Annotated in this window: 18 protein-coding genes and 3 tRNA genes; 17 read left to right on the forward strand and 4 right to left on the reverse strand. The window is 58.7% G+C overall.

Annotation, left to right across the window (positions count from 1 at the left end; genetic code table 11):
• Positions 1-208: 208 nt before the first annotated feature.
• Positions 209-841 (reverse strand): LexA family protein, encoded by a 633-nt coding sequence (locus tag MTP41_RS09495; protein WP_005943491.1) that lies wholly within the window; start codon positions 839-841, stop codon positions 209-211.
• 221 nt (positions 842-1,062) lie between these two features.
• Between MTP41_RS09495 and MTP41_RS09500 the strand changes: the two genes are divergently transcribed.
• The 3 genes from MTP41_RS09500 (at position 1,063) to MTP41_RS09510 (ending at position 2,295) form a co-directional block, all read left to right on the forward strand.
• A tRNA-Ser gene (locus tag MTP41_RS09500) sits at positions 1,063-1,150 on the forward strand.
• 34 nt (positions 1,151-1,184) lie between these two features.
• Positions 1,185-1,278: transfer RNA gene (locus tag MTP41_RS09505), tRNA-Ser, on the forward strand.
• A gap of 87 nt (positions 1,279-1,365) precedes the next feature.
• Positions 1,366-2,295, forward strand: a complete 930-nt coding sequence (locus MTP41_RS09510; protein WP_097774648.1) for an AEC family transporter — start codon at positions 1,366-1,368, stop codon at positions 2,293-2,295.
• Between the two features lie 47 nt (positions 2,296-2,342).
• On the opposite strand, the gene MTP41_RS09515 is transcribed toward MTP41_RS09510, so the two are convergent.
• Entirely contained in the window at positions 2,343-3,098 is a 756-nt protein-coding gene (locus MTP41_RS09515; protein ID WP_120120440.1) for a TraX family protein, read from the reverse strand.
• Between the two features lie 251 nt (positions 3,099-3,349).
• Here MTP41_RS09515 and MTP41_RS09520 point away from each other — a divergent pair, with 251 nt between their 5' ends.
• Together MTP41_RS09520 and MTP41_RS09525 are read left to right on the forward strand one after the other, a co-directional pair.
• Positions 3,350-4,231: a LysR family transcriptional regulator gene (locus MTP41_RS09520; protein WP_005943485.1), complete on the forward strand. Its 882-nt coding sequence runs from the start codon at positions 3,350-3,352 to the stop codon at positions 4,229-4,231.
• A 152-nt stretch (positions 4,232-4,383) separates the two neighbouring features.
• Positions 4,384-5,955 (forward strand): lipase family protein, encoded by a 1,572-nt coding sequence (locus tag MTP41_RS09525; protein ID WP_249235401.1) that lies wholly within the window; start codon positions 4,384-4,386, stop codon positions 5,953-5,955.
• Between the two features lie 454 nt (positions 5,956-6,409).
• Here MTP41_RS09525 and MTP41_RS09530 read toward each other — a convergent pair whose 3' ends face one another.
• Positions 6,410-6,604, reverse strand: coding sequence for a hypothetical protein (locus MTP41_RS09530; RefSeq protein ID WP_249235402.1), 195 nt, complete (start codon positions 6,602-6,604; stop codon positions 6,410-6,412).
• A gap of 484 nt (positions 6,605-7,088) precedes the next feature.
• Positions 7,089-7,164, reverse strand: a tRNA-Val gene (locus MTP41_RS09535).
• A 232-nt stretch (positions 7,165-7,396) separates the two neighbouring features.
• Here MTP41_RS09535 and ruvC point away from each other — a divergent pair.
• From ruvC to MTP41_RS09595, 12 genes are all read left to right on the forward strand, one after another.
• Complete coding sequence (ruvC, locus tag MTP41_RS09540; protein WP_005943476.1) at positions 7,397-7,909, forward strand: crossover junction endodeoxyribonuclease RuvC; 513 nt, start codon at positions 7,397-7,399, stop codon at positions 7,907-7,909.
• 107 nt (positions 7,910-8,016) lie between these two features.
• The gene (gene ruvA / locus MTP41_RS09545) at positions 8,017-8,628 is read left to right on the forward strand and encodes a Holliday junction branch migration protein RuvA (protein ID WP_097776958.1); all 612 of its coding nucleotides are present in this window, start codon (positions 8,017-8,019) and stop codon (positions 8,626-8,628) included.
• 3 nt (positions 8,629-8,631) lie between these two features.
• Positions 8,632-9,687, forward strand: a complete 1,056-nt coding sequence (ruvB, locus tag MTP41_RS09550) for a Holliday junction branch migration DNA helicase RuvB (RefSeq protein ID WP_249235403.1) — start codon at positions 8,632-8,634, stop codon at positions 9,685-9,687.
• A gap of 200 nt (positions 9,688-9,887) precedes the next feature.
• Positions 9,888-11,243 carry a phosphoglucosamine mutase gene (glmM, locus tag MTP41_RS09555; RefSeq protein ID WP_249235404.1) on the forward strand — a complete coding sequence of 452 codons (1,356 nt, stop codon included), beginning with the start codon at positions 9,888-9,890 and terminating at the stop codon, positions 11,241-11,243.
• A gap of 29 nt (positions 11,244-11,272) precedes the next feature.
• Positions 11,273-12,148, forward strand: a complete 876-nt coding sequence (locus MTP41_RS09560; protein WP_097776960.1) for a class I SAM-dependent methyltransferase — start codon at positions 11,273-11,275, stop codon at positions 12,146-12,148.
• Between the two features lie 290 nt (positions 12,149-12,438).
• The gene (locus tag MTP41_RS09565) at positions 12,439-13,278 is read left to right on the forward strand and encodes an energy-coupling factor transporter ATPase (RefSeq protein ID WP_249235405.1); all 840 of its coding nucleotides are present in this window, start codon (positions 12,439-12,441) and stop codon (positions 13,276-13,278) included.
• Between the two features lie 15 nt (positions 13,279-13,293).
• On the forward strand, positions 13,294-14,214 hold the full coding sequence (locus MTP41_RS09570) for an energy-coupling factor transporter ATPase (RefSeq protein ID WP_249235406.1): 921 nt from the start codon (positions 13,294-13,296) through the stop codon (positions 14,212-14,214).
• Entirely contained in the window at positions 14,208-15,023 is an 816-nt protein-coding gene (locus tag MTP41_RS09575) for an energy-coupling factor transporter transmembrane component T family protein (RefSeq protein ID WP_154256808.1), read from the forward strand. Before MTP41_RS09570 ends, MTP41_RS09575 begins: the two co-directional genes overlap by 7 nt.
• A gap of 103 nt (positions 15,024-15,126) precedes the next feature.
• Positions 15,127-15,876, forward strand: a complete 750-nt coding sequence (truA, locus tag MTP41_RS09580) for a tRNA pseudouridine(38-40) synthase TruA (RefSeq protein ID WP_249235407.1) — start codon at positions 15,127-15,129, stop codon at positions 15,874-15,876.
• Positions 15,877-15,888: 12 nt separating this feature from the next.
• Complete coding sequence (locus tag MTP41_RS09585; RefSeq protein ID WP_249235408.1) at positions 15,889-17,121, forward strand: DUF5711 family protein; 1,233 nt, start codon at positions 15,889-15,891, stop codon at positions 17,119-17,121.
• 74 nt (positions 17,122-17,195) lie between these two features.
• On the forward strand, positions 17,196-17,891 hold the full coding sequence (locus MTP41_RS09590) for a hypothetical protein (protein WP_249235409.1): 696 nt from the start codon (positions 17,196-17,198) through the stop codon (positions 17,889-17,891).
• Between the two features lie 24 nt (positions 17,892-17,915).
• A complete protein-coding gene (locus MTP41_RS09595) occupies positions 17,916-20,225 on the forward strand; it encodes an ATP-dependent Clp protease ATP-binding subunit (RefSeq protein ID WP_249235410.1) in 2,310 nt (769 codons plus the stop codon).
• The last annotated feature ends 67 nt before the right edge of the window (positions 20,226-20,292 follow it).

Genomic DNA, 20,292 nt, shown 5'->3' on the forward strand with positions numbered 1-20,292 from the left:
AAAAAGCCATACGCAAAATGCAGATGGCTTTTATGGCTTCACGGTTAGCGTCCTCGCCCTCTCAGTCTCACTTTGTTCGACAGCTCTCCCAAAGGGAGAGCCCTTGGCAAAACCAGAAACTTTGCTGTACTGCCAAAGCCTCTCCCTTTGGGAGAGGTGGCACTGCATCAGCAGTGACGGAGAGGGCGAGCCCGCTTCCCTTATAAAATTACCATTTTGCCTTAGTTTCCACCACGCGGCCGGCGATGTGCAGATGGTTCAGGTCCTCACCCTTGATGACCATTTCGCTGTAGGCCGGGTTGAAGGGCTGCAGCACCACGCAGTTGCCGCGCTGGATATAGCGCTTCAGGGTGCCCTCGCCCTCATCGCCGTAGATCAGCACGCCAAGGTCGCCGTTTTCCAGTGTGTCCTGCTTGTGCACAAGGGCAAGGTCGCCGTCCTGAATGCGGGGCTCCATGCTGTCGCCGCGTACCACCAGATAAAAATAGTTGGAGGGGTCCTTCACACGGGCATACTCCTGACCGTAGTCCTCCTCAAAGGCGAGGGCACCGTAACCGGCCTTTACCGTGCCGATCACCGGGATCAGGCTTTCAGAATAGCTGCCAAAGAACCGCTCTTCCGGGGCGGAAACATTGCTTACCGGGCGGTACAGGCCCAGCAGATAATCTGCTGTGGTGTTCAAAAGCTCGGCAATGCGGGCCACGGTAGACGGATCGGGAGAGGACTTGCCGCTTTCCCATTTGCCGACAGCCTGCTGTGTCACGCCCAGTTTGGAAGCCAGCTCAGCCTGGCTGATGCCCTGCTTTTTGCGGCACTGCTTCAAAAGTTCTGAAAACGACATGGTATATTTCTCCTTTACACCGCGAGGAAATTTTCTTGTGTTTATTATACAACAAAAAGGTGTACTTGTAAAGACCTGAAACAGGCCGAGACCCAAAAAGGTTGTGGTAAATTTTGTTTTTAAGGGCTGAAAGAAAAAAATTGCGCCAAAGGCTTGACACCGGCGTGCAAATCTGGTAAATTAAATAGGCATTCGACACGGCGTAAGGCGGATGTCCACAAGGAGAGATGTCCGAGTGGTTTAAGGAAGCAGTCTTGAAAACTGCCGTACGGAAACGTACCGTGGGTTCGAATCCCACTCTCTCCGCCATTTTTTATTGAATAAGTGTAACACACTTTGCTCTGGAGTAGTACTCAAGAGGTCGAAGAGGCGCCCCTGCTAAGGGCGTAGGTCGTCTAAACAACGGCGCGAGGGTTCAAATCCCTCCTACTCCGCCAAGAAAAAGCTCGTTGATTCGTTGAAATCAATGGGCTTTTTCCTTTGTAAAGGAAAAATGCGGCTTGCGGAACAAAAAGGAGGAACCAATGGCGTTTGGCGTTTTGGCGGGTCAGATCACGGTGATCTTTCTGGAAGTGCTGCTGGGTTATGTAGGTGCACGCAGCGGCATCATCAAGGATCGTGACAGCAAGTTTTTGTCGGATTTTATCATGAAGCTTCTGCTGCCCTGCACCATGCTGGCTGGTGCAGCCGTGGACGGTGAGCCGGAGCTGCTCACTCAGGCAGGGGTGCTGTTCGTGCTGCTGCTGGCACTGTTTGTAGTGACCACCGGCCTGTGCCGGTTGAGCAGCTGGCTGCACCACGACACGCCGGGCAAGTATGCGGTGCTGGTGGGCACGGCAGCTATGCCCAACTGCGGCTTCATCGGCCTGCCGCTGTGCAGCGCCCTGCTGGGCACCGCGCGCGGCACTGTGTTTGCAGGCATGGCCATGGCCTCTTATAATGTATGGTTCTTTACCTATGTGGTGTGCCTGTTCCGCCCCGGCGAGAAGATCCGGCTCAAGACCTTCATCACCCCCACCAACATTGCCACGGTGGCTATGCTGGTGCTGCTGGCAACCGGCTGGCGGCTGCCAGCACCGGTGCAACAGTTCTGCAGTGCGGTGGGCGGCTGCACCACGCCGCTGGCGCTCATGATCGTAGGTGTGCTGCTGGCAGACAGCGACATCCGTGCGCTGCTGCACACCGGTTTCCTGTACCGGGTCACCCTGCTGCGCGGCATCCTGTTCCCGCTGCTGTTCATGTTGCTGCTGTGGCTGCTGCCGCTGGACAATGTGCTGCGCACTGGCCTTTCCATCATTGCATGCTGCCCAGCCGGCAGCCTTGCCGCTGTGCTGGCCAAGCAGACCGGCACCGAGGCGACCCTTGCCAGTCAGGCGGTGGCCCACTCCACCGTGTGTATGCTGGTCACAGTGCCTGCCATGCTGCTGCTGACAGGCGTTATGTTCCCGATGTGAGAAGCTGTAAAAAAGCCCGCTGTCTTTGGACGGCGGGCTTTCTGCTGTTATAGCATAAGGTTCGTGATACCTGCTAGCACCAGCAGGTGCACCGGGTAGAACCAGTAAAAGGCTTTTTTCTGCAGCGGACTGCACGCGCCGCGCTGCCCGTTGTAGAACCAGACCAGCACAAAGGCCAGCGGCGCGGTCAGCTCGAACAAAAATAGCAGCGCACCTGCAAGGCACTGCCGCTTGCGGTCTGCGCGGGTCAGGTACAGGGTGCAGATGATGAGCACGCCGATGGCGTGGTAGTCGGTGTTGGCAGCCAGCGCCAGCGCGGCGCAGCCGCCCGCCCACACAAGCCCCTGCCAGCCGGGCAGGCCGTTTTCCTTTTCAAAGCGCTTGAGCCCTGCCATAGCCAGCACGCCCAGCGCCAGCGTCCAGTAAACATTCTGGTGCTGCGGGGCGAACGGTGTGCGGAAAAAGGCAAGGTCAAAAGGCACCTCGCTGACAAGCCCGAACAGCAGAAGCCGCCGGACGTATTTTTTTACATCGTGGGTGTGCAGAAAGCCCTCCACGGCCAGAAAGCAGAAGATGGGAAAGGCCAGCCGCCCGATATACCGCAGCACACGGTCTGCAGCCAGCAGGGTGCTGACCGGGATGCCGCCGCAGCTGGCAGCACCGGCGGCGAGGGCCGGCAGCAGGATACCGGTTTCGATGCAGGAAGCGCCGATGTGATCAATGAGCATGGTGATGCAGGCGATGTATTTGAGCGCTGTGCCGCTGAGTCCACAGCGGACAGGGGCTTTGGCAGTCTTGGTCATAAGGAATCCCTCACTTGATAAAAAATCTACTTTTTGTGCTTTTTTAATGATACGGCGCAGGCTGGCAGGCTCCTGCGTCATCTTTGACAAAATACGCCGGAAAAGCGCATAAATCGGGCAAAATGCTTGACAGAAAAGGCGCGGGATAGTACAATCAAGAATATAATTGAACTATCTCAAATGAAAGATGAAAAAGATTCACAGAGAATCGGGCGTCTCCGAACCAGTAAAGACGGAAGGAGGCTTTGGGCATGACGCTTTTTTCCTACGAGATCTTTGATGCCGTGGCCCGGCAGGGCAGCTTCAACAAGGCGGCACAGCAGCTGCACCTGACCCCATCGGCCATCAGTCACGCCATTGCCGTAATGGAGGAGGAGCTGGGCTTTGCTCTGTTCAACCGCGGCAAGAACGGCGTATCCATGACCAGCTACGGCGCATCCCTGTACCCCTCTATTCGCGATGTGCTCAACAGCGACGAGGCCCTCAAGCAGAGCATCGCCCGCCTGAACGGCCTGGAAAAGGGCAAGGTGAAGCTGGGCGTATTCAACTCGGTGTGTGCTTCGCTGCTGCCGGGCCTGCTCAAAAGCTTTATGACCCACTACCCGCAGATCGAGATCGAGGTGTATCAGGGCACCTACGATGATGTGAAGGAATGGCTGCGAACCGGTCAGGTGGATATCGCGTTCCTTTCCTCCACCTGCCGTGAAGAGTTCAACCTCACCGAGCTGTTCCGCGAGCCGCTGCTGTGCATCGTGCCGCAGGACTGGCCCGAACCGGAAAACGGCGTGATGACTCCCGCCCTGATGAACGGCCAAAGCTTCGTTGTGCAGTGCGATGCCACCGATGCTGAGATGCGCCAGTTCCTGAAAAAATATAAGATCGGCACCGAGCGCCGCTGCCATGTCATCGACGACCAGTCCAACATCGCCATGGTGGAAGCAGGTCTGGGCATTTCCATCATGCCGCAGATGCTGCTGCGCGACTGCAAGGCTGCGATCAAGATCTATCCCATCGAGCCAGAGGAAGACCGTGTGGTGGGCCTGGCTGTGCAGCGCCCCGCCGCAATGGCCCCAGCAGTGGAACAGATGTTCCACCACATCGTGGACTACTGCAGACAGATCGAGCTGAGGTGAGCCGGACACCTTTATACTATACCATAAAACAGTCTGTGTGTGGAGCATGGGCTGTTTTTTATTAAAAAAGAGCGATTGTATCAGCGTGCAAAATCCGCTATACTTAGAAAAACAGACTGGTTTTATGCAGAAGCCTTGATTGGAGCAGAAAGATGAAGACCATAAAACGACGTGCCTTTTGCAAGGCGGCAGCAGCTGCCGTGGCAGGCGTGCTGGCCCCGCACGCGGCGGCAGAGGCTTTGCTGCCGCAGGCTGTGGTGGGCAGCGCGGTGCCGGAGGATTACTACTCCTTTGCCTTCCGCAGCGACCACAGCGAAACAGATCTCTCCCACGATTTTTATTATACAGATGCCTTTTTTGAGAACACGGCGCTGCAGTACAGCCACAAGCTGGCACTGGCAACGCTGGGACTTGTGGCGGCAAGCGGCAGCACCTACCAGAGCGATGCGCTTTACTGGGTGGAGGGTGAAGCGGGCCGTGAGGACAGCATTGCGGATGCCTACCAGAAGCTTGGCTTTGCCAATGCGGTCTATGTGGGCTACCAGTGCAGTCTGAACACCCCGGTGGATACTGCGGGCTGTGCTTTTGCGCAGAAAACACTGGTACAGGATGGCCAGCGCACCACCATTATTGCTGCCATGCTGCGCGGTGTCGGCTATGGTGCCGAGTGGGCCAGCAACCTGCATGTGGGCGAAGGCGGCGGGCACTATGGCTTTGTGACAGCAGCAGAGCATTTTTTTGAGGATCTGCAGGACTACCTGAAAAAAGCCGAGGCTGCAGCGGGAACGCTGGGCACCATCAAGCTCTGGCTGGGCGGCTACAGCCGCGGCGCGGCTGTGGCAAACCTGACGGCGGCGCGCATCCGGCAGCAGCTGCCGCAGATCGCGCAGGAAAATACCTTTGTTTACACCTTTGCCGCACCGGCGGCACTGACGGCAGCGGACCGCCCGGATCTGCAGGCGGACTACGACAACGACCACACTGCAGACGGCGGACTGAAAACGGATTGGGATGTAAGCAATATCTTCAACATCATTTCCAGCGGCGACATCGTGGCCCGCGTGATGCCGGAAGAGTGGGGCTACCACCGCAACGGAAACGACCGCTTTCTGCCCTCCACGGCGTACCAGAACGAGCTGGATGATCTGAGCATCATCGAGAGCCGGATGGGCGGCGTGCCGCTGCGGTTCGACCAGCTGGCCACAAAGGAAGATGTGGATTCGGTGGTCGCGGCGGCTCTGGCGTTCTGCAAAAGCGCTGCAAATTACCACGAAAAATATGAAGCTGCCTTTATGGATATGCTGCAGTGTGCCTTTACCCTCTCGGAGAAAGAGGCAGCCGAGGGCGTGATCCTGGACGATGAAGCTGTGACGGAACGGCTGCGCAGCATGGAGAACATCCGCAAAATGTCGTGGACGAAGGTGCTGCGCTGCGTGATGATGGCTTCGGCCATGAGCAGACCCATTCTGGAGCAGGTGGGGGCCATCGTGCCGCTGCGGGCGCAGCAGGTGGTGGTGCCGGTGCTGGCGGTGGGTCTGTGCTACGAGGTGGAGAGCGATGTGCTGAAGCTGCTGGTGTACTACATCCTCAGCCTGATGAGCGTGAACAGCCCGGCAGACAGCGTTCTGCGTGCGGCATTCTGCCACTACCCGGAAAACTACATCACCCTGATGGAATATTACGACCCCGCCGAGCATGGCATGGAAGCCTATACCCGAAAATAAAATCTCCGGAAATAAAAAAGAGGGACTGTTGCAAAATAAAAATGCGATAGCAATTTGCACAAAGAGATAGCGCAAAAATCAGAAACCCGGAACCCTTTTTGAGCCATTTTGGCCCTGAGAAGGTTCCGGGTTTTTATAATTTTCCGGCGCAAGACCGGGCTGCCACTCAAACGCCCCGCTGGGGCGTTCGTTGCTTCGCAAACGCGGTCTTGTTGGGGCGTGCGGAGCCACAAACCCTGCTTCTTACTATTTGGAAATTACATGATTATGCACCACTGGGTCCACGAGAACTGACGCTCATCGGAGGCATAGAACTATAAAAAGATTGGCCGTTCACAGTGTTTTGAGTCAACCCAATCAAATCGATCAACTGGCTCTCGTTATAGCGCTCTTGACAGTTATCCAGCACAGCGCATTGGCAGCTATATACACCACTATCGTTAGAGACAACTCCCTACCATTCAAGGTCTGCCAAAAGTTTTCCAATCTTCTTGCGGTCAAAGCGTATTTCTTTTTCCAAAAGGGACGAGCAAATTTGTGGAGCAGACATCGGTTTTTGCTTTAATAGGAGAGCTAATGCTAATTCCTGTCCATGCAAACGGTGAAGCAAAAGACCTCTGCGAACCCAAATGTTCGATGCTTTTTTCATAGCAAATGCCTCCTTTTTTAGATAGCTCGTTCACTTAAAATACGATTGATGTCCATTTGAAATTGCGCTCATTCACAATTGTTATGTTGACGTGAGTATATCATATTACACAATAAAAGACTACTGTTATATATCAGAACTTGCCCTTTTTCCTGCGTACGTGCGTACCGACCATGTACGGACGTACGCAGCGATTGACCCGAAACGCACAATATAGGGGGATGCAAAACAAAAGGCAGGGCACAGCGCCACGGTGATACCCTGCCTTTGTTTATTGCTGTTCGAGTTCTGTACCGCTCACCACATTCTCAGACCGAATGGTCGGGCGACATCTTTCTTGGTAGACATTCCTAGCCGTTGGGAACCGCGGGCTAAGCAAAGCCGCACTGTGGCTTTGCTTACGGCGCTATGCGCCGCCGCCCTGTTCGAGACCTGTACCGTCCACCACGAAAAAAGTCCCCAGACCTTTTGGTCTGGGGACTCGTGGTGGACGGTACAGGACTCGAACCTGTGACCTCCTGCACGTCAAGCAGATGCTCTACCAGCTGAGCTAACCGTCCATATTCTGTTTTGCCGAAATCAGCTTGATTATATTACCATACCTTCTGCCAAAAAGCAAGTGCTTTTTCAAAAATTGTAAAACTTTTTTAAAGGCAGGGGCGCTGACTGCCCTTTTTACGCGCCAGCGCACATTTGGCGGCGGCATGCGAAAGGTTTTCTGTTGCTCACACTGTTTTGTTGTGATATAATAATAAAGTTATAATAGGAATAGTATCGGAAGGTATTTGCAGCATGAGAGTTTTGGGCATCGACCCCGGCTACGCCATCGTGGGCTGGGGCGTGGTGGATTACGCAGGCAACCGATTTGCGCCGGTGGATTTCGGTGCGGTGTGCACCGACGCGGGCGTGCCGTTCGAGCGCCGTCTGGACGAGGTGTATGCAGGCATCAAAGAGGTGATCGAGCGCACCCGGCCCGAGGTGCTTGCCATCGAAAAGCTGTTCTACCAGCACAATCAGACCACGGTCATCGGCGTGGCAGAAGCCCGCGGCGTGATCCTGCTGGCGGCAGCGCAGGCAGGCCTGCCCATCTACGAGTACACCCCCATGCAGGTAAAGCAGGCTGTTACCGGTTACGGCAAGGCCGTGAAAAAGCAGGTGCAGGAGATGACCCGCGTGCTGCTGCATCTGCCCGCCGTGCCAAAGCCGGACGATACCGCCGATGCGCTGGCAATGGCCATCACCTTCTGCCACACCAACGGCAACCAGCTCAACCGCTTTGTCCGCCGTGTGGCCGGGCCGATCTGACCCTCTCACCGGTTCCGTCCGCCTGCAGCGGCGCGGCACCGGAGTTCTCCCGAAGGGCGAGCTGAACAGAGGAAAATTGGCCGACACAGAAACGGAGAGGGTTTTAAATGATCTACTGTCTGACAGGAAAAATCGTCAAAAAAAACATGAACGCAGTGGTGCTCAGCTGCGGCGGTGTAGGCTACTATGCCCAGTGCCCGGCCAGCGTGGCCGGGGCCTTGCCCGGCGTGGGCAAGGAAGCCACCATTTATACCGTGATGAGCGTCACCGAGAACGATGTGAGCCTCTACGGGTTTGCCACTGAGGAGCAGCAGGCCTGCTTTGAGATGCTGACCGCCGTGTCCGGCGTGGGGCCTAAGGTGGGCCTTGCCATCCTGAGCGTGATGGAGCCGGACCGCGTGGCACTGGCGATCTCGGCGGGGGACCACAAGGCGTTCAAGGCGGCTTCCGGCGTGGGGCCGAAGCTTGCACAGCGCATCGTGCTGGAGCTGAAGGATAAGGTCGCCAAGGGCTTTGTGGACGGCATCTCGCTGGAGGATGTGGCAGGTGCTTTTGCCGACACACAGGCTTCTCAGGGCAGCAGTCAGGCCATTGCGGCGCTGGTGTCGCTGGGGTACAGCCAGAGCGAAGCAGCGCTTGCCGTTTCCAAGATCGACGCGGCATTGCCCGTGGAAGAGATCATCAAACTGGCCTTGCGCAGCATGGCAGGCAGGAGGTAAAGAATGCAGGACGAAACTGCGCTGTACGGCGCAAAAATGATGCAGCCCGGCATGACGGCGGCGGACAGCGAGGAAAACAACCTCCGCCCGCAGCATCTGGAAGACTATATCGGGCAGGAAAAGGTCAAGCAGAACCTGAAAATTTACTTGGAAGCTGCCAAGCGGCGCGGGGAGCCCATGGATCACATCCTGCTCTACGGCCCGCCGGGTCTGGGCAAGACCACGCTGGCAGGCATCATCGCCAACGAGATGGGGGTGCAGATCCGCATCACCAGCGGCCCGGCCATTGAAAAGCCCGGCGACCTTGCCGCCCTGCTGACCAACCTGCAGGAGGGCGATGTACTGTTCATCGACGAGATCCACCGCCTGTCCCGTCAGGTGGAAGAGGTGCTGTACCCGGCACTGGAAGACTATGCGCTGGATATCATGATCGGCAAAGGCCCCAGCGCCCAGAGCATCCGCATCAACCTGCCGCGGTTCACGCTGGTGGGTGCCACCACCCGTGCAGGCCAGATCACCGGCCCCCTGCGCGACCGCTTTGGCGTGCTGCTCAAGCTGGAGCTGTACAGCCCGGATGAACTGAGCAAGATCATCCAGCGCTCGGCAGGCATCCTCGACCAGCCCATCACGCCGGAAGGTGCTTACGAGCTGGCCAAGCGCAGCCGCGGCACGCCCCGCGTGGCAAACCGCTTTTTGAAGCGCATCCGCGACTTTGCCACCGTGCTGGGCGACGGCATCATCGACCGGGATGTGGCTCTGATGGGCCTCAAGCGGATGGACGTGGACGCACTGGGTCTGGACGAACTGGACCGCAGTATGCTGCGTGCGATCATTGAAATGTACAACGGCGGCCCGGTGGGTCTGGAAACGCTGGCGGCGGCCCTCGGCGAGGAATCCGTCACGCTGGAAGACCTGTGTGAGCCGTATCTGATGCAGATGGGCTTTCTGACCCGGACGCCCCGGGGCCGCTGCGCAACGCGGCTGGCCTACGAACATCTGGGCCTGAAAGCGCCGGAGACCGTTGCGCCCGAGGACAACGGGCAGCAGAGTTTGTTCTGAGATAAACGGGCTTGCCCTCTCAGTCTCACTTCGTTCGACAGCTTATTCCCCCTTTTGGCTTCGCCATTTTCCCCCGGCCGGGGGAGGTGGCACGAAGTGCCAGAAGGGGAACAAGGTGGCATCGCGCAGCGATGACGGAGAGGGCGAGGATGCTTACAATATTAAAACTTGCTTCTTTCTATAGAAAGTGGGGTATTATTATGGGAAAATATTTTGGAACCGATGGTGTGCGCGGTGTTGCAGGCGCAGACCTGACCTGTGAGCTGGCAATGAAGATCGGCCGCGGCGCTGCTGCGGTGCTGACCGGCAGCACCGGCCACCGTCCGCGCATCCTGATCGGCAAGGACACCCGCCAGTCCGGTGATATGCTGGAAGCAGCCCTGACCGCCGGTCTGTGCAGCGTGGGTGCGGATGTGGAAAGTCTGGGCGTTCTGCCCACGCCCGCTGTGGCCTATCTGGTGGGTAAGTACAATGCCGATGCCGGCATCGTGATCTCTGCCTCCCACAATCCGATGGAGTTCAACGGCATCAAGATCTTTGCCGGTACCGGCTATAAGCTGCCGGACGAGGTGGAAAACCAGATCGAAGTCTACATCGACAACGATTGCGCGGGCATTGAGCTGAAGACCGGTGCCGAGGTGGGCCGTGTGTACCGCCGCGATGACGGCCTGCAGGACTATGTGGATCACCTGTATGAGTCCATCCACGGCGACCTGACCGGCCTGAACGTCTGCATCGACTGTGCAAACGGTGCTTCTGCCGCTGTGGCGCAGAAGCTGTTCCCCCGTCTGGGCGCAAAGTGCACCTTCATCGGCATTGAGCCTGATGGCCAGAACATCAACAAGGGCGTGGGCAGTACCCATCTGGAAAATCTGGAAAAGGCCGTGGTGGAAGGCGGCTTTGACTGCGGCATTGCCTTTGACGGTGATGCCGACCGCTGCCTTGGCTGCGACGAAAAGGGTCAGGAGATGGACGGCGACAAGATCATTGCCCTGCTGGCCATGACCATGAAGGAAAAAGGCCGTCTGGACGGCGACACCGCTGTGGTTACGGTCATGTCCAATCTGGGCTTCATCAAATATATGGAGAGTCAGGGCATCAACACCGAAAAGACCGCCGTGGGCGACCGCTACGTGCTGGAAAACATGCGCGAGAACGGGTTTGCCATCGGCGGCGAGCAGAGCGGCCATGTCATCCTGCTGCACCATGCCACCACCGGCGACGGTGAGCTGACCGCCGGCAAGCTGCTCAAGCTGCTGGCTGAAAGCGGCAAGAAGATGAGCGAACTGAACGGCATCTACGCCCAGTATCCGCAGGTGCTGGTGAATGTGACCGCCAACGCCGCCCAGAAAAAAGCCTACAAAGAGGACGAAGTGCTGGCCGGTTTCATTGAGAACGAGCAGCAGAAGCTTATGGGCATGGGCCGCGTGCTGGTGCGGGTGTCCGGCACCGAGCCGAAGATCCGCGTGATGGTGGAGGGCCAGGATCTGGATGCCATCCACCGCTGCGCCGACCGCATCGTGGATAAGATCAACAAGCGCATTCTGGGCCAGTAAGAAACGGATAAAAGAGAAGGGAGGACGCTATGCGCCCTGCAGATACCTGGAAAGACTATGAACTGCTGGATGCCACCGACGGCAACCGTCTGGAGCGCTGGGGTGAGACCATCCTCATCCGACCGGACCCGCAGGTGGTGTGGAAAACGCCCAAGCAAAGCTCGCTGTGGGCAAAGGCAGATGCTGTTTATCACCGCTCCAATCAGGGCGGCGGCGAGTGGGAGTACAAGCGCCGTCTGCCCGAAAAGTGGAAGATCAGCTGCGGCGAGGGCGAGGATAAGCTCACCCTCATCGTCAGCCCCACCGGCTTCAAGCACACCGGCGTGTTCCCGGAGCAGGCTGTCAACTGGGCATGGTACGCCAAAAAGATCCGTGCCGCGAACCGTCCGGTAAAGGTGCTGAACCTGTTCGGCTACACCGGCGGTGCCACGCTGGCCTGTGCGGCGGCAGGTGCCACCGTCTGCCATGTGGATGCCTCCAAGGGCATCGTGGCGTGGGGTAAGGACAATGCTGCGGCAAGCGGCCTTGCCGACCGGCCCATCCGCTGGCTGGTGGACGACTGTGCCAAGTTCGTTGCGCGGGAAAAACGCCGCGGCAACACCTACGACGGCATCATCATGGACCCGCCCAGCTACGGGCGCGGCCCCGGCGGTGAGATCTGGAAGCTGGAGGACTGCATCTACGATCTCATCAGCCAGTGCGAAGAGGTGCTGAGCGATACGCCGCTGTTTTTTGCAGTGAACAGCTACACCACCGGCCTGTCCCCGGCGGTCATGGAGTATATGCTCAAAACAACGCTGGTGCCCCGCTTTGGCGGGCAGACCTCCTGCGACGAGATCGGCCTGCCGGTGTCCGCCACCGGCGGCGTAGTGCCCTGTGGCGCAACTGCCATCTGGGAAGAATAAAAGAGGTAAACGGGCTCGCCCTCTCAGCTTCGCGTTGCTCAGCAGCTCCCCCAAAGGGGGAGCCCTTGGCAAAACCGGAAACTTTGCCGTACTGCCAAGGCCTCTCCCTTTGAGGAAAGACTTCCCCCGCGCCGGGGGAAGATGTCACCGCAGGTGACAAAAGGGGGAGTGTGGCATCGCGCAGCGATGACGGAGAGGGCGAGGCCGCTAAAAATAAACAAGCAATCAATTTCAATAGAATGGGGTACAGCCCCTTTCAGAGGGGCGCACCACCAGAAAGAGAAACACAAATGGAAGAGACGATTTTAACAGCACAAAATCTGAAATTCCGCTACGACAGCGACCAGCCGGTTTACGCACTGGACGGTGTCTCAACGGAAGTAAAGCGCGGCGAATTCGTGGCCGTGCTGGGTGCCAACGGCTGCGGCAAGTCCACGCTGGCAAAGCACTTCAACGCTATCCTGCTGCCAGAGAGCGGCAAGGTCTACGTGGAGGGCATGGACACCGCAGACGACGACAAGATCTATGAGATCCGTCAGACCGTGGGCATGGTGTTCCAGAACCCGGACAATCAGATCGTTGCCACCGTGGTGGAGGAAGACGTTGCCTTTGCACTGGAAAACCTCGGTGTGCCGCCCGAAGAGATGCGCCGCCGCGTGGACGACTCCATGAAGATGGCCGGCATCTATGAGTACCGCGAGCGCGCACCCCACAACCTTTCCGGCGGCCAGAAGCAGCGCGTTGCCATTGCAGGCGTTGTTGCCATGCGGCCGGACTGCCTGATTTTGGACGAAGCCACCGCCATGCTGGACCCCCGGGGCCGTGAGCAGGTGATGCAGACCATCCACTACCTGAACAGGAATATGGGCATCACCGTGGTGTCCATCACCCACTACATGGAGGAAGCTGCGCAGGCAGACCGTGTGCTGGTGATGAGCAAGGGCCATGTGGTGATGGAGGGCACCCCCAAAGAGGTGTTCAGCCAGACCGAGAAGGTGCGCTCCCTGCATCTGGATGTGCCGCAGGCTGCAGAGCTGCGGGACGAGCTGGTGAAGGCCGGCATCCCGATGCCGGAGGGCATCATCGACACCGGCGAATGCGCACAGGCTCTGTACGAGCTTTTGCAGTAAGGGGGGCAGACGCAAATGGCAGATATCATCAAAGTAGAACATCTGAGCTACGTCTACAACCCCGGCATGCCCAATGCGGTCACTGCGCTGGACGATGTGAGCTTTACGGTGGAAGAGGGCGACTTTGTGGGCATCATCGGGGCCACCGGCTCCGGCAAGAGCACCCTCATTACCCACATGAACGGCCTGAACAAGCCTACCAGCGGCAAAATTTATATCGATGGCCGCGACCTGTGGGAAGATCCGGAGAAGATCCGAGACTTCCGCTTCCTCACCGGTCTGGTGTTCCAGTACCCGGAGTACCAGCTGTTCGAGGAAACCTGTTATAAAGATATCGCGTTCGGCCCCAAGAACATGGGTCTGGACGAAGCCGAGATCGACCGCCGCGTGCATGAAGCCGCCGATTTTGTCGGCCTTGACCCGGCCCTGCTGGAGCGCAGTCCCTTTGAGCTTTCCGGCGGCCAGAAGCGCCGGGTGGCCGTGGCGGGCGTTATGGCCATGAAGCCCCGCATTCTGGTGCTGGACGAGCCTGCTGCGGGCCTTGACCCGGAGGGACGGGACGACATCCTCAGCGAGGTGAAGGAGTACCACAAAAAGACCGGCACCACTGTGCTGCTGGTGTCCCACAGCATGGAGGACATTGCCAAGTACGCCAACCGCGTTCTGGTGATGAGCAACAGGAAAATTGCCATGTACGACACCGTGGAAAAAGTCTTTGCCCGCGCTCCGGAGCTGCTGGAGCTGGGGCTTTCCGTGCCGCAGGTGACGAAGATCTTCCTCAAGCTGCGGGAGATGGGGGTGGATGTGCCCGCTGATGTGTACACCATCCCCTATGCGGTCAAGATGATCCTGGAGGCCAAGCGCCGCCGGGAGGCAGGCGAGAGCCTTGTGCTCCCGCGGGAAGCAAAGAAGGAAGGAGGCGCTGCCGGATGCTGAGAGATATCACCATTGGCCAGCACTTCCCGGGCAACAGTCTGGTGCACCGGTTCGACCCGCGCCTGAAACTGGTGCTGACCATCGCCTATATCGTGCTGCTGTTTGCAGCTTCCAATCCGCTGGGCCTTGCCCTTTCCATTCTGTTCCTTGCAGCAATGTACAAGGTGGCAAAAATTCCCGGCAAAATGATTCTCAAGAGCCTGAAGCCCATCCTGCCCATTGTGATCTTCACAGCGGTGCTGAACCTGTTCTTTGTGTCAGGCGAGGGCGAACCGCTGGTGCACATCTGGTTTTTGACCATTTATGCCGAGGGTGTGCGCTATGCTGTGCTGATGGCAGTGCGCGTCATGGCGCTCATCGCGGGCACCAGCCTGCTCACCTACACCACCAGCCCCATCGTGCTCACGGATGCCATTGAGCAGCTGCTCAAGCCCTTGGGCAAACTGCACTTCCCGGTGCACGAGCTGGCGATGATGATGAGCATTGCCCTGCGCTTCATCCCCACCCTCATTGAGGAGACGGACAAAATTATGAACGCCCAGAAAGCCCGCGGTGCCCAGCTGGATACCGGCAAGATGACCGACCGGGTAAAAGCCTTGGTGCCGGTGCTCATCCCGCTGTTCATTTCGGCCTTCCGCCGCGCGGACGAGCTGGCCATGGCCATGGAATGCCGCTGCTACCGGGGCGGCGACGGCCGCACCCGCCTGAAGGTGCTGCGCTGCGAAAAGCAGGATTATATCGACCTTGCCGTGTGCATCGCCTGTTTTGCAGTGATCCTTGCCTCCCGGCTGGTGTTCCCGAATTTTTAAAACTCCCCCAGTCGCCTTCGGCGACAGCCCCCTCGAGGAGGGGGCCTTATAGCCTCCCTCTTTGAGGGAGGTGGCACGGCAAAGCCGTGACGGAAGGAGTTCCATGCAGAACTTTTTACTTACCCTTGCCTACGACGGCACGAACTACTGCGGCTTTCAGGTGCAGCCCAATGGCCGCAGCGTGGCCCAAACCTTTCAGGATGCGCTGCAGGCCGTGCTGGGCAGCCGCCCCGATATCAAGGGCTGCAGCCGCACCGATGCAGGGGTGCACGCGCTGGGCTTCAAGCTCAACTTCCACGCCGATACCCGCATCCCGGCGGCAAAGCTCCCGCTGGCGCTCAACCAGCATCTGCCGCCGGACATCCGGGTGCTGGACGCGCAGGTGGTGCCGGAGGATTTCCATGCCCGGTACGCGGCCCATACCAAAACCTACCTCTACCGCATCCACAACCACCCCATCGACTCGCCTTTTGACGCGGCTTATTACACCCGGGTGCCCCGGCATCTGGACGAAGCCAGAATGCAGGCGGCGGCGCAGCAGTTCGTGGGCAGGCACGATTTTCTGGCCCTGTGCGCGGCGGGCTCTTCCGCTGCAGCCCATGGCGATACCGTGCGCACCATCACGGACTGTCATGTTGCCCGCAAGGGAGACGAGATCGACATTGAAGTGACCGCCGACGGCTACCTGTACAACATGGTGCGCATTCTGGCGGGCACTTTGTGCGAAGCGGGCGCAGGCCGGCTGGACCCGGCGGAAATTCCCGCCATTCTGGCAAGCCGCGACCGCAGCCGCGCCGGGCCGACCCTGCCCGCCAAGGGCCTGTTTTTGAAGTGTGTGGAGTATGATCTGTAAGGAGAACCATTCATGAGCAAAATTCGCCGCGGCGGACATTCCGCCGAAGGGGAGACGCTTTCTGCCGGACGCGTCGAATATCTGGAAGCCGCCCGGGCCCGGGTGCGCACACGGCGCATCCGCCGCACCGTCATCATCGTAGCGGTGCTGACCATCCTTGTCCTGTTTGCCACCGGCGCAGTGGGGTCTTCCATTGCGCGCGCAAAAGACCTTGTGGATACTGCCGTCATCGCGCTGGCACCAGCCGCAGGCTGGCCGCAGCAGACCGGCATCACCGACCCGGATGCGGTGGCGCAGATGTCTGGCAGCTTTGTGGAGATGGGCGGCGACAGCTGCGTGGTATACAGTCTTGGCGGCACCCGCCTGAACAGCATCCAGAGCGGCTATGCCCGCCCGGCCATTGCTGCAGGCAAGACCCGCTTTGTGCTGTACAACCGCTCCGGCAATGAGCTGCGGGTGGAAAGCCGCACCCAGAACCTTTATACCAAAACCATGGACAGCACCATCTCGCTGTGCGCTGTGGCAGATGCCGGACAGGTGGCTGTTGTGACCGACAGCACCGACAGCGTGGCAAAGCTGACCGTTTACAATTCCAGTATGCAGCAGCAGCTGGTGTGGAACCTGACCAGTGAGCAGGGCACCCCGCTGCGCATGGCCTTTGCGCCGGACAGCCGCCGCCTTGCCGTGGCCGCTGTATCGGCGGTGGGCGGCCAGCTGACCACGAACCTTTATGTACTGCCCCTCTCGCAGGGCGACCCGGTATGCCTTGGCTCCGAGAACAGTGTGCCCCAGTGGATGGGCTGGATGTCCAACGGCTTTTTGCTGGTGCTTTATGAGAACCGCGCCGTGCTGTACAACACGAGCGGCGGCAGCGCAGGCGAACGCGCCAGTTACGATTTTGGCGGCGGCACCCTCGTCAGCGTGTCCAACACCGGTAACGGTGCGGCCCTGCTGCTGAGCAATGGCCAGACCAGCACGGCGGTGCTGCTGGACGGGGAGCTGACCGTGGGTTACAGCGGCAGCGTGCTCTCGGCCAGCCAGATCATCCGGGCAAAGAACGACGGCTTCTACCTGCTCACCGACAGCACGGTGGAGCGCTTCAACGGTGTGGGCGAGTTCCAGTGGAGCCAGCCGCTTTCGGCCCGGCCCCGGGCGCTGATCGAGGGTAGGCAGATTTTGGCGTTCACCGGCAACACGGTGCAGGTGGTCACACCGCCGGAGCAGACAGCTTCCAGTGGACAGTGATTTTTGGGTGAGAAGATCATGCGTAAATAGCACTCTTGCGGGGAAAGTGATAAAAATAACAGGGAAAACAAGGTATGTTCAAGAATCCGTCATTTCTTTTTGATATCATATGCACGGTAGCATGGATTATTCTGGTGGTGCGCTATGCGCGCAAGGGCTTTCTTTCGTCCGTTGTGCAGCTGGTGGGCAACCTGTTCAGTCTTCTGGGGGCCAAGGAGCTTTCCGCTGCCTGCGCCGGCTGGGTGTTCGAACACATGCTGGCAGGCGGCTTCCGCACCCAGATCGCAGCAAACATTGCTGCGGGCGGTGCGGTAGACCTTTCCGGCATTGCGGAAAAGTATGCGGGCTTCCTGCCTGCTTCCTTCCGCGCTTCCATCGTGGCAGCCTGCGAGCGCTCCATTGGCGCTGTGCTGGCCGATAACGCGGTGGTGCTGGCCGATTCCATTGTGGAAAACGTGCTGCAGCCGCTGCTCACACCGGTGATCACGCTGGTGCTGTTCTTCTTGTTCTATGCGCTTTTGCGCCTGCTGGTCAGTATGCTGGTCACGGTGCTGGGCCTTGTGAACAAGCTGCCGGTCATTGGCACGGTAAACCGCGGCCTTGGCTGGCTTGTGGGCGGTGCCACCGCGCTGCTGGATATCTATTTGGTGCTGTGCATCCTGTGGGGCATCATCGTCATCACAGGCGGCAACTTGAATGTGCTCAACGATACGGTGATGAGCAGCAGTCTTTACTACAAAATCTTCAATCTCTTCAACCCTTTCCTGTAAAGGGTTTTGCATAAAGGAGGAACTATGGTCTGTATTCGATGCCAGAAACGTCCGGCGATCATCTTCATCCAGCGGATGGACAATGGTCAGATGAAGCAGGAGGGCTACTGCCTGCACTGCGCCCGTGAGCTGCACATCAAGCCGGTGGACGATCTGATGAAGCAGTTCGGCATGTCGGATCAGGATCTTGATAACATGGAGAACCGCATGGAAAGCATGATGGAGGAGATGGGCGATGCAAACCCGCTCTCCATGATGATGAACATGGCGAACGGCGGCGAGGATGCTGACCCGGACAGCATGGACGAAGATCTGATCCCCGGCAGCAATGCCACCTTCCCGCTGGGCTTTACCAGCAGCGAGAAGAAAGATGGCGACAAAAAGGCCGACCGCAAAAACGGCAAAAAGCCGCCTAAGCGCAAATTTTTGGATACCTATTGCGAGAATCTGACCCGCAAGGCCCGGGAAGGCAAACTGGACGATATCATTGGCCGCGACCGCGAAATTTACCGCACCATCCAGATTTTGAGCCGCCGCCAGAAGAACAACCCCTGCCTCATCGGCGAAGCCGGTGTGGGCAAGACCGCCATTGCCGAGGGCATTGCGGAGCGCATTGCCAAGGGGGATGTGCCCATCGGCCTGAAGGATAAGGAGATCTATCTGCTGGACCTCACCAGCCTTGTGGCAGGCACCCAGTTCCGCGGCCAGTTCGAGCAGCGGGTCAAGGGCCTGCTGAACGAGGTGAAGGCCGCAGGCAATGTGATCCTGTTCATCGATGAGATCCACACCATCACCTCTGCCGGTGAGAGCGAGGGTGCCATGAACGCGGGCAATATCCTGAAGCCCGCCCTCTCCCGTGGTGAAATTCAGGTCATCGGTGCCACCACCTTCAATGAGTACCGCAAGTATATCGAGAAGGATCAGGCGCTGGAACGCCGTTTCCAGCCCGTGCGGGTGGAAGAACCCAGCGTGGCCGATACCCTTGCTGTGATGAACGGCATCAAGCACTACTACGAGCAGCACCATCATGTGCAGGTGCCTGCCGATGTGCTTTCTGCCACTGTCACCCTGAGTGAGCGCTATATCACCGACCGTTATCTGCCCGATAAGGCCATCGACCTGCTGGACGAAGCCTGCGCCTGCTGCAATCTGGCCCACCCGGTCATTTCCGAGTATCTGGGAATGCAGAAGGAGCTGGATGCCCTGAAGCAGGAAGAAGCCGAGATGGAGAATGCGGATGTGAACGAGCCCATCGACTACGAGCGCGTGGCCGAGCGCAAGACCCGCATTGCAAAGCTCGAAGCCGACCTGCCCGCAAAGCAGGCTGCTGCCAGCGAGATCCAGGTGACCATGGACGATGTGGCCAAGGTCATCGAGCTGTGGACCGGCATTCCGGCGGTCAAAATTCGGGAGACCGAGTTCGCAAAGCTGGCAAACCTTGAGGGCGAGCTGAAAAAGAAGATCATCGGGCAGGACGAGGCCGTGCATCTGGTGGCGCAGGCCATCAAGCGCAGCCGCGCTGACCTTTCCGGCCGCCGCCGTCCCGCAAGCTTCATCTTTGTGGGCCCCACCGGCGTGGGCAAGACCGAGCTGGTCAAGCAGCTGGCAAATCAGCTGTTCGACGGCCCCGACCCGCTCATCCGTCTGGACATGAGCGAGTATATGGAAAAATACGCGGTGTCCCGCATGATCGGTTCGCCTCCGGGCTATGTGGGCTACGAGGAGGCCGGTCAGCTCACCGAGAAGGTGCGCCGCCGCCCCTACAGCGTGGTGCTGTTCGACGAGATCGAAAAGGCGCACCCGGACGTGATGAACATTCTGCTGCAGATTTTGGACGAGGGCAAGATCAACGATGCGCAGGGACGCACGGTGGATTTTTCCAACACGGTCATCTGCATGACCTCCAACGCCGGCAGCAGCGACCAGAGCACCGGCGGGCTTGGTTTCAATAAGAGCGAGGAACAGCTCAGCGAGGAAAAGACCCGCAAGGCGCTGGCCCAGTTCCTGCGGCCGGAGTTCCTTGGCCGCGTGGATGAAGTGATCGCCTTCAAGCCGCTGAGCCAGCAGACGCTGGAGGGCATCGCGGCCCTGATGCTGGACGAGTACAAGCCCGGCATGGAGGCCAAGGGCATCGCATACAGCTATACCCCGGCAGCCCTCAAGGCTCTGGTGCAAAAGAGTCAGGGCGGCAAGTTCGGCGCCCGCGATTTGCGCCGTGTCATTCGCAAAGCCGTGGAAGACCCCGCCGCCGAGCGCCTGATTGACGGCACGCTGGCTTCCGGCGGCACCCTTGTGGTGGATGCTGGTGAAAACGGCGAAATCATCTTGAAGTAAACAAAGAGAAAGCCCCTGCATCCGTTTTGGAATGCAGGGGCTTTTCCGCTGTTTGGCGCTGTACGGC

The organism is Faecalibacterium sp. I4-3-84, from assembly GCF_023347255.1.
Taxonomy (GTDB): Bacteria; Bacillota; Clostridia; order Oscillospirales; family Ruminococcaceae; genus Faecalibacterium; species Faecalibacterium taiwanense.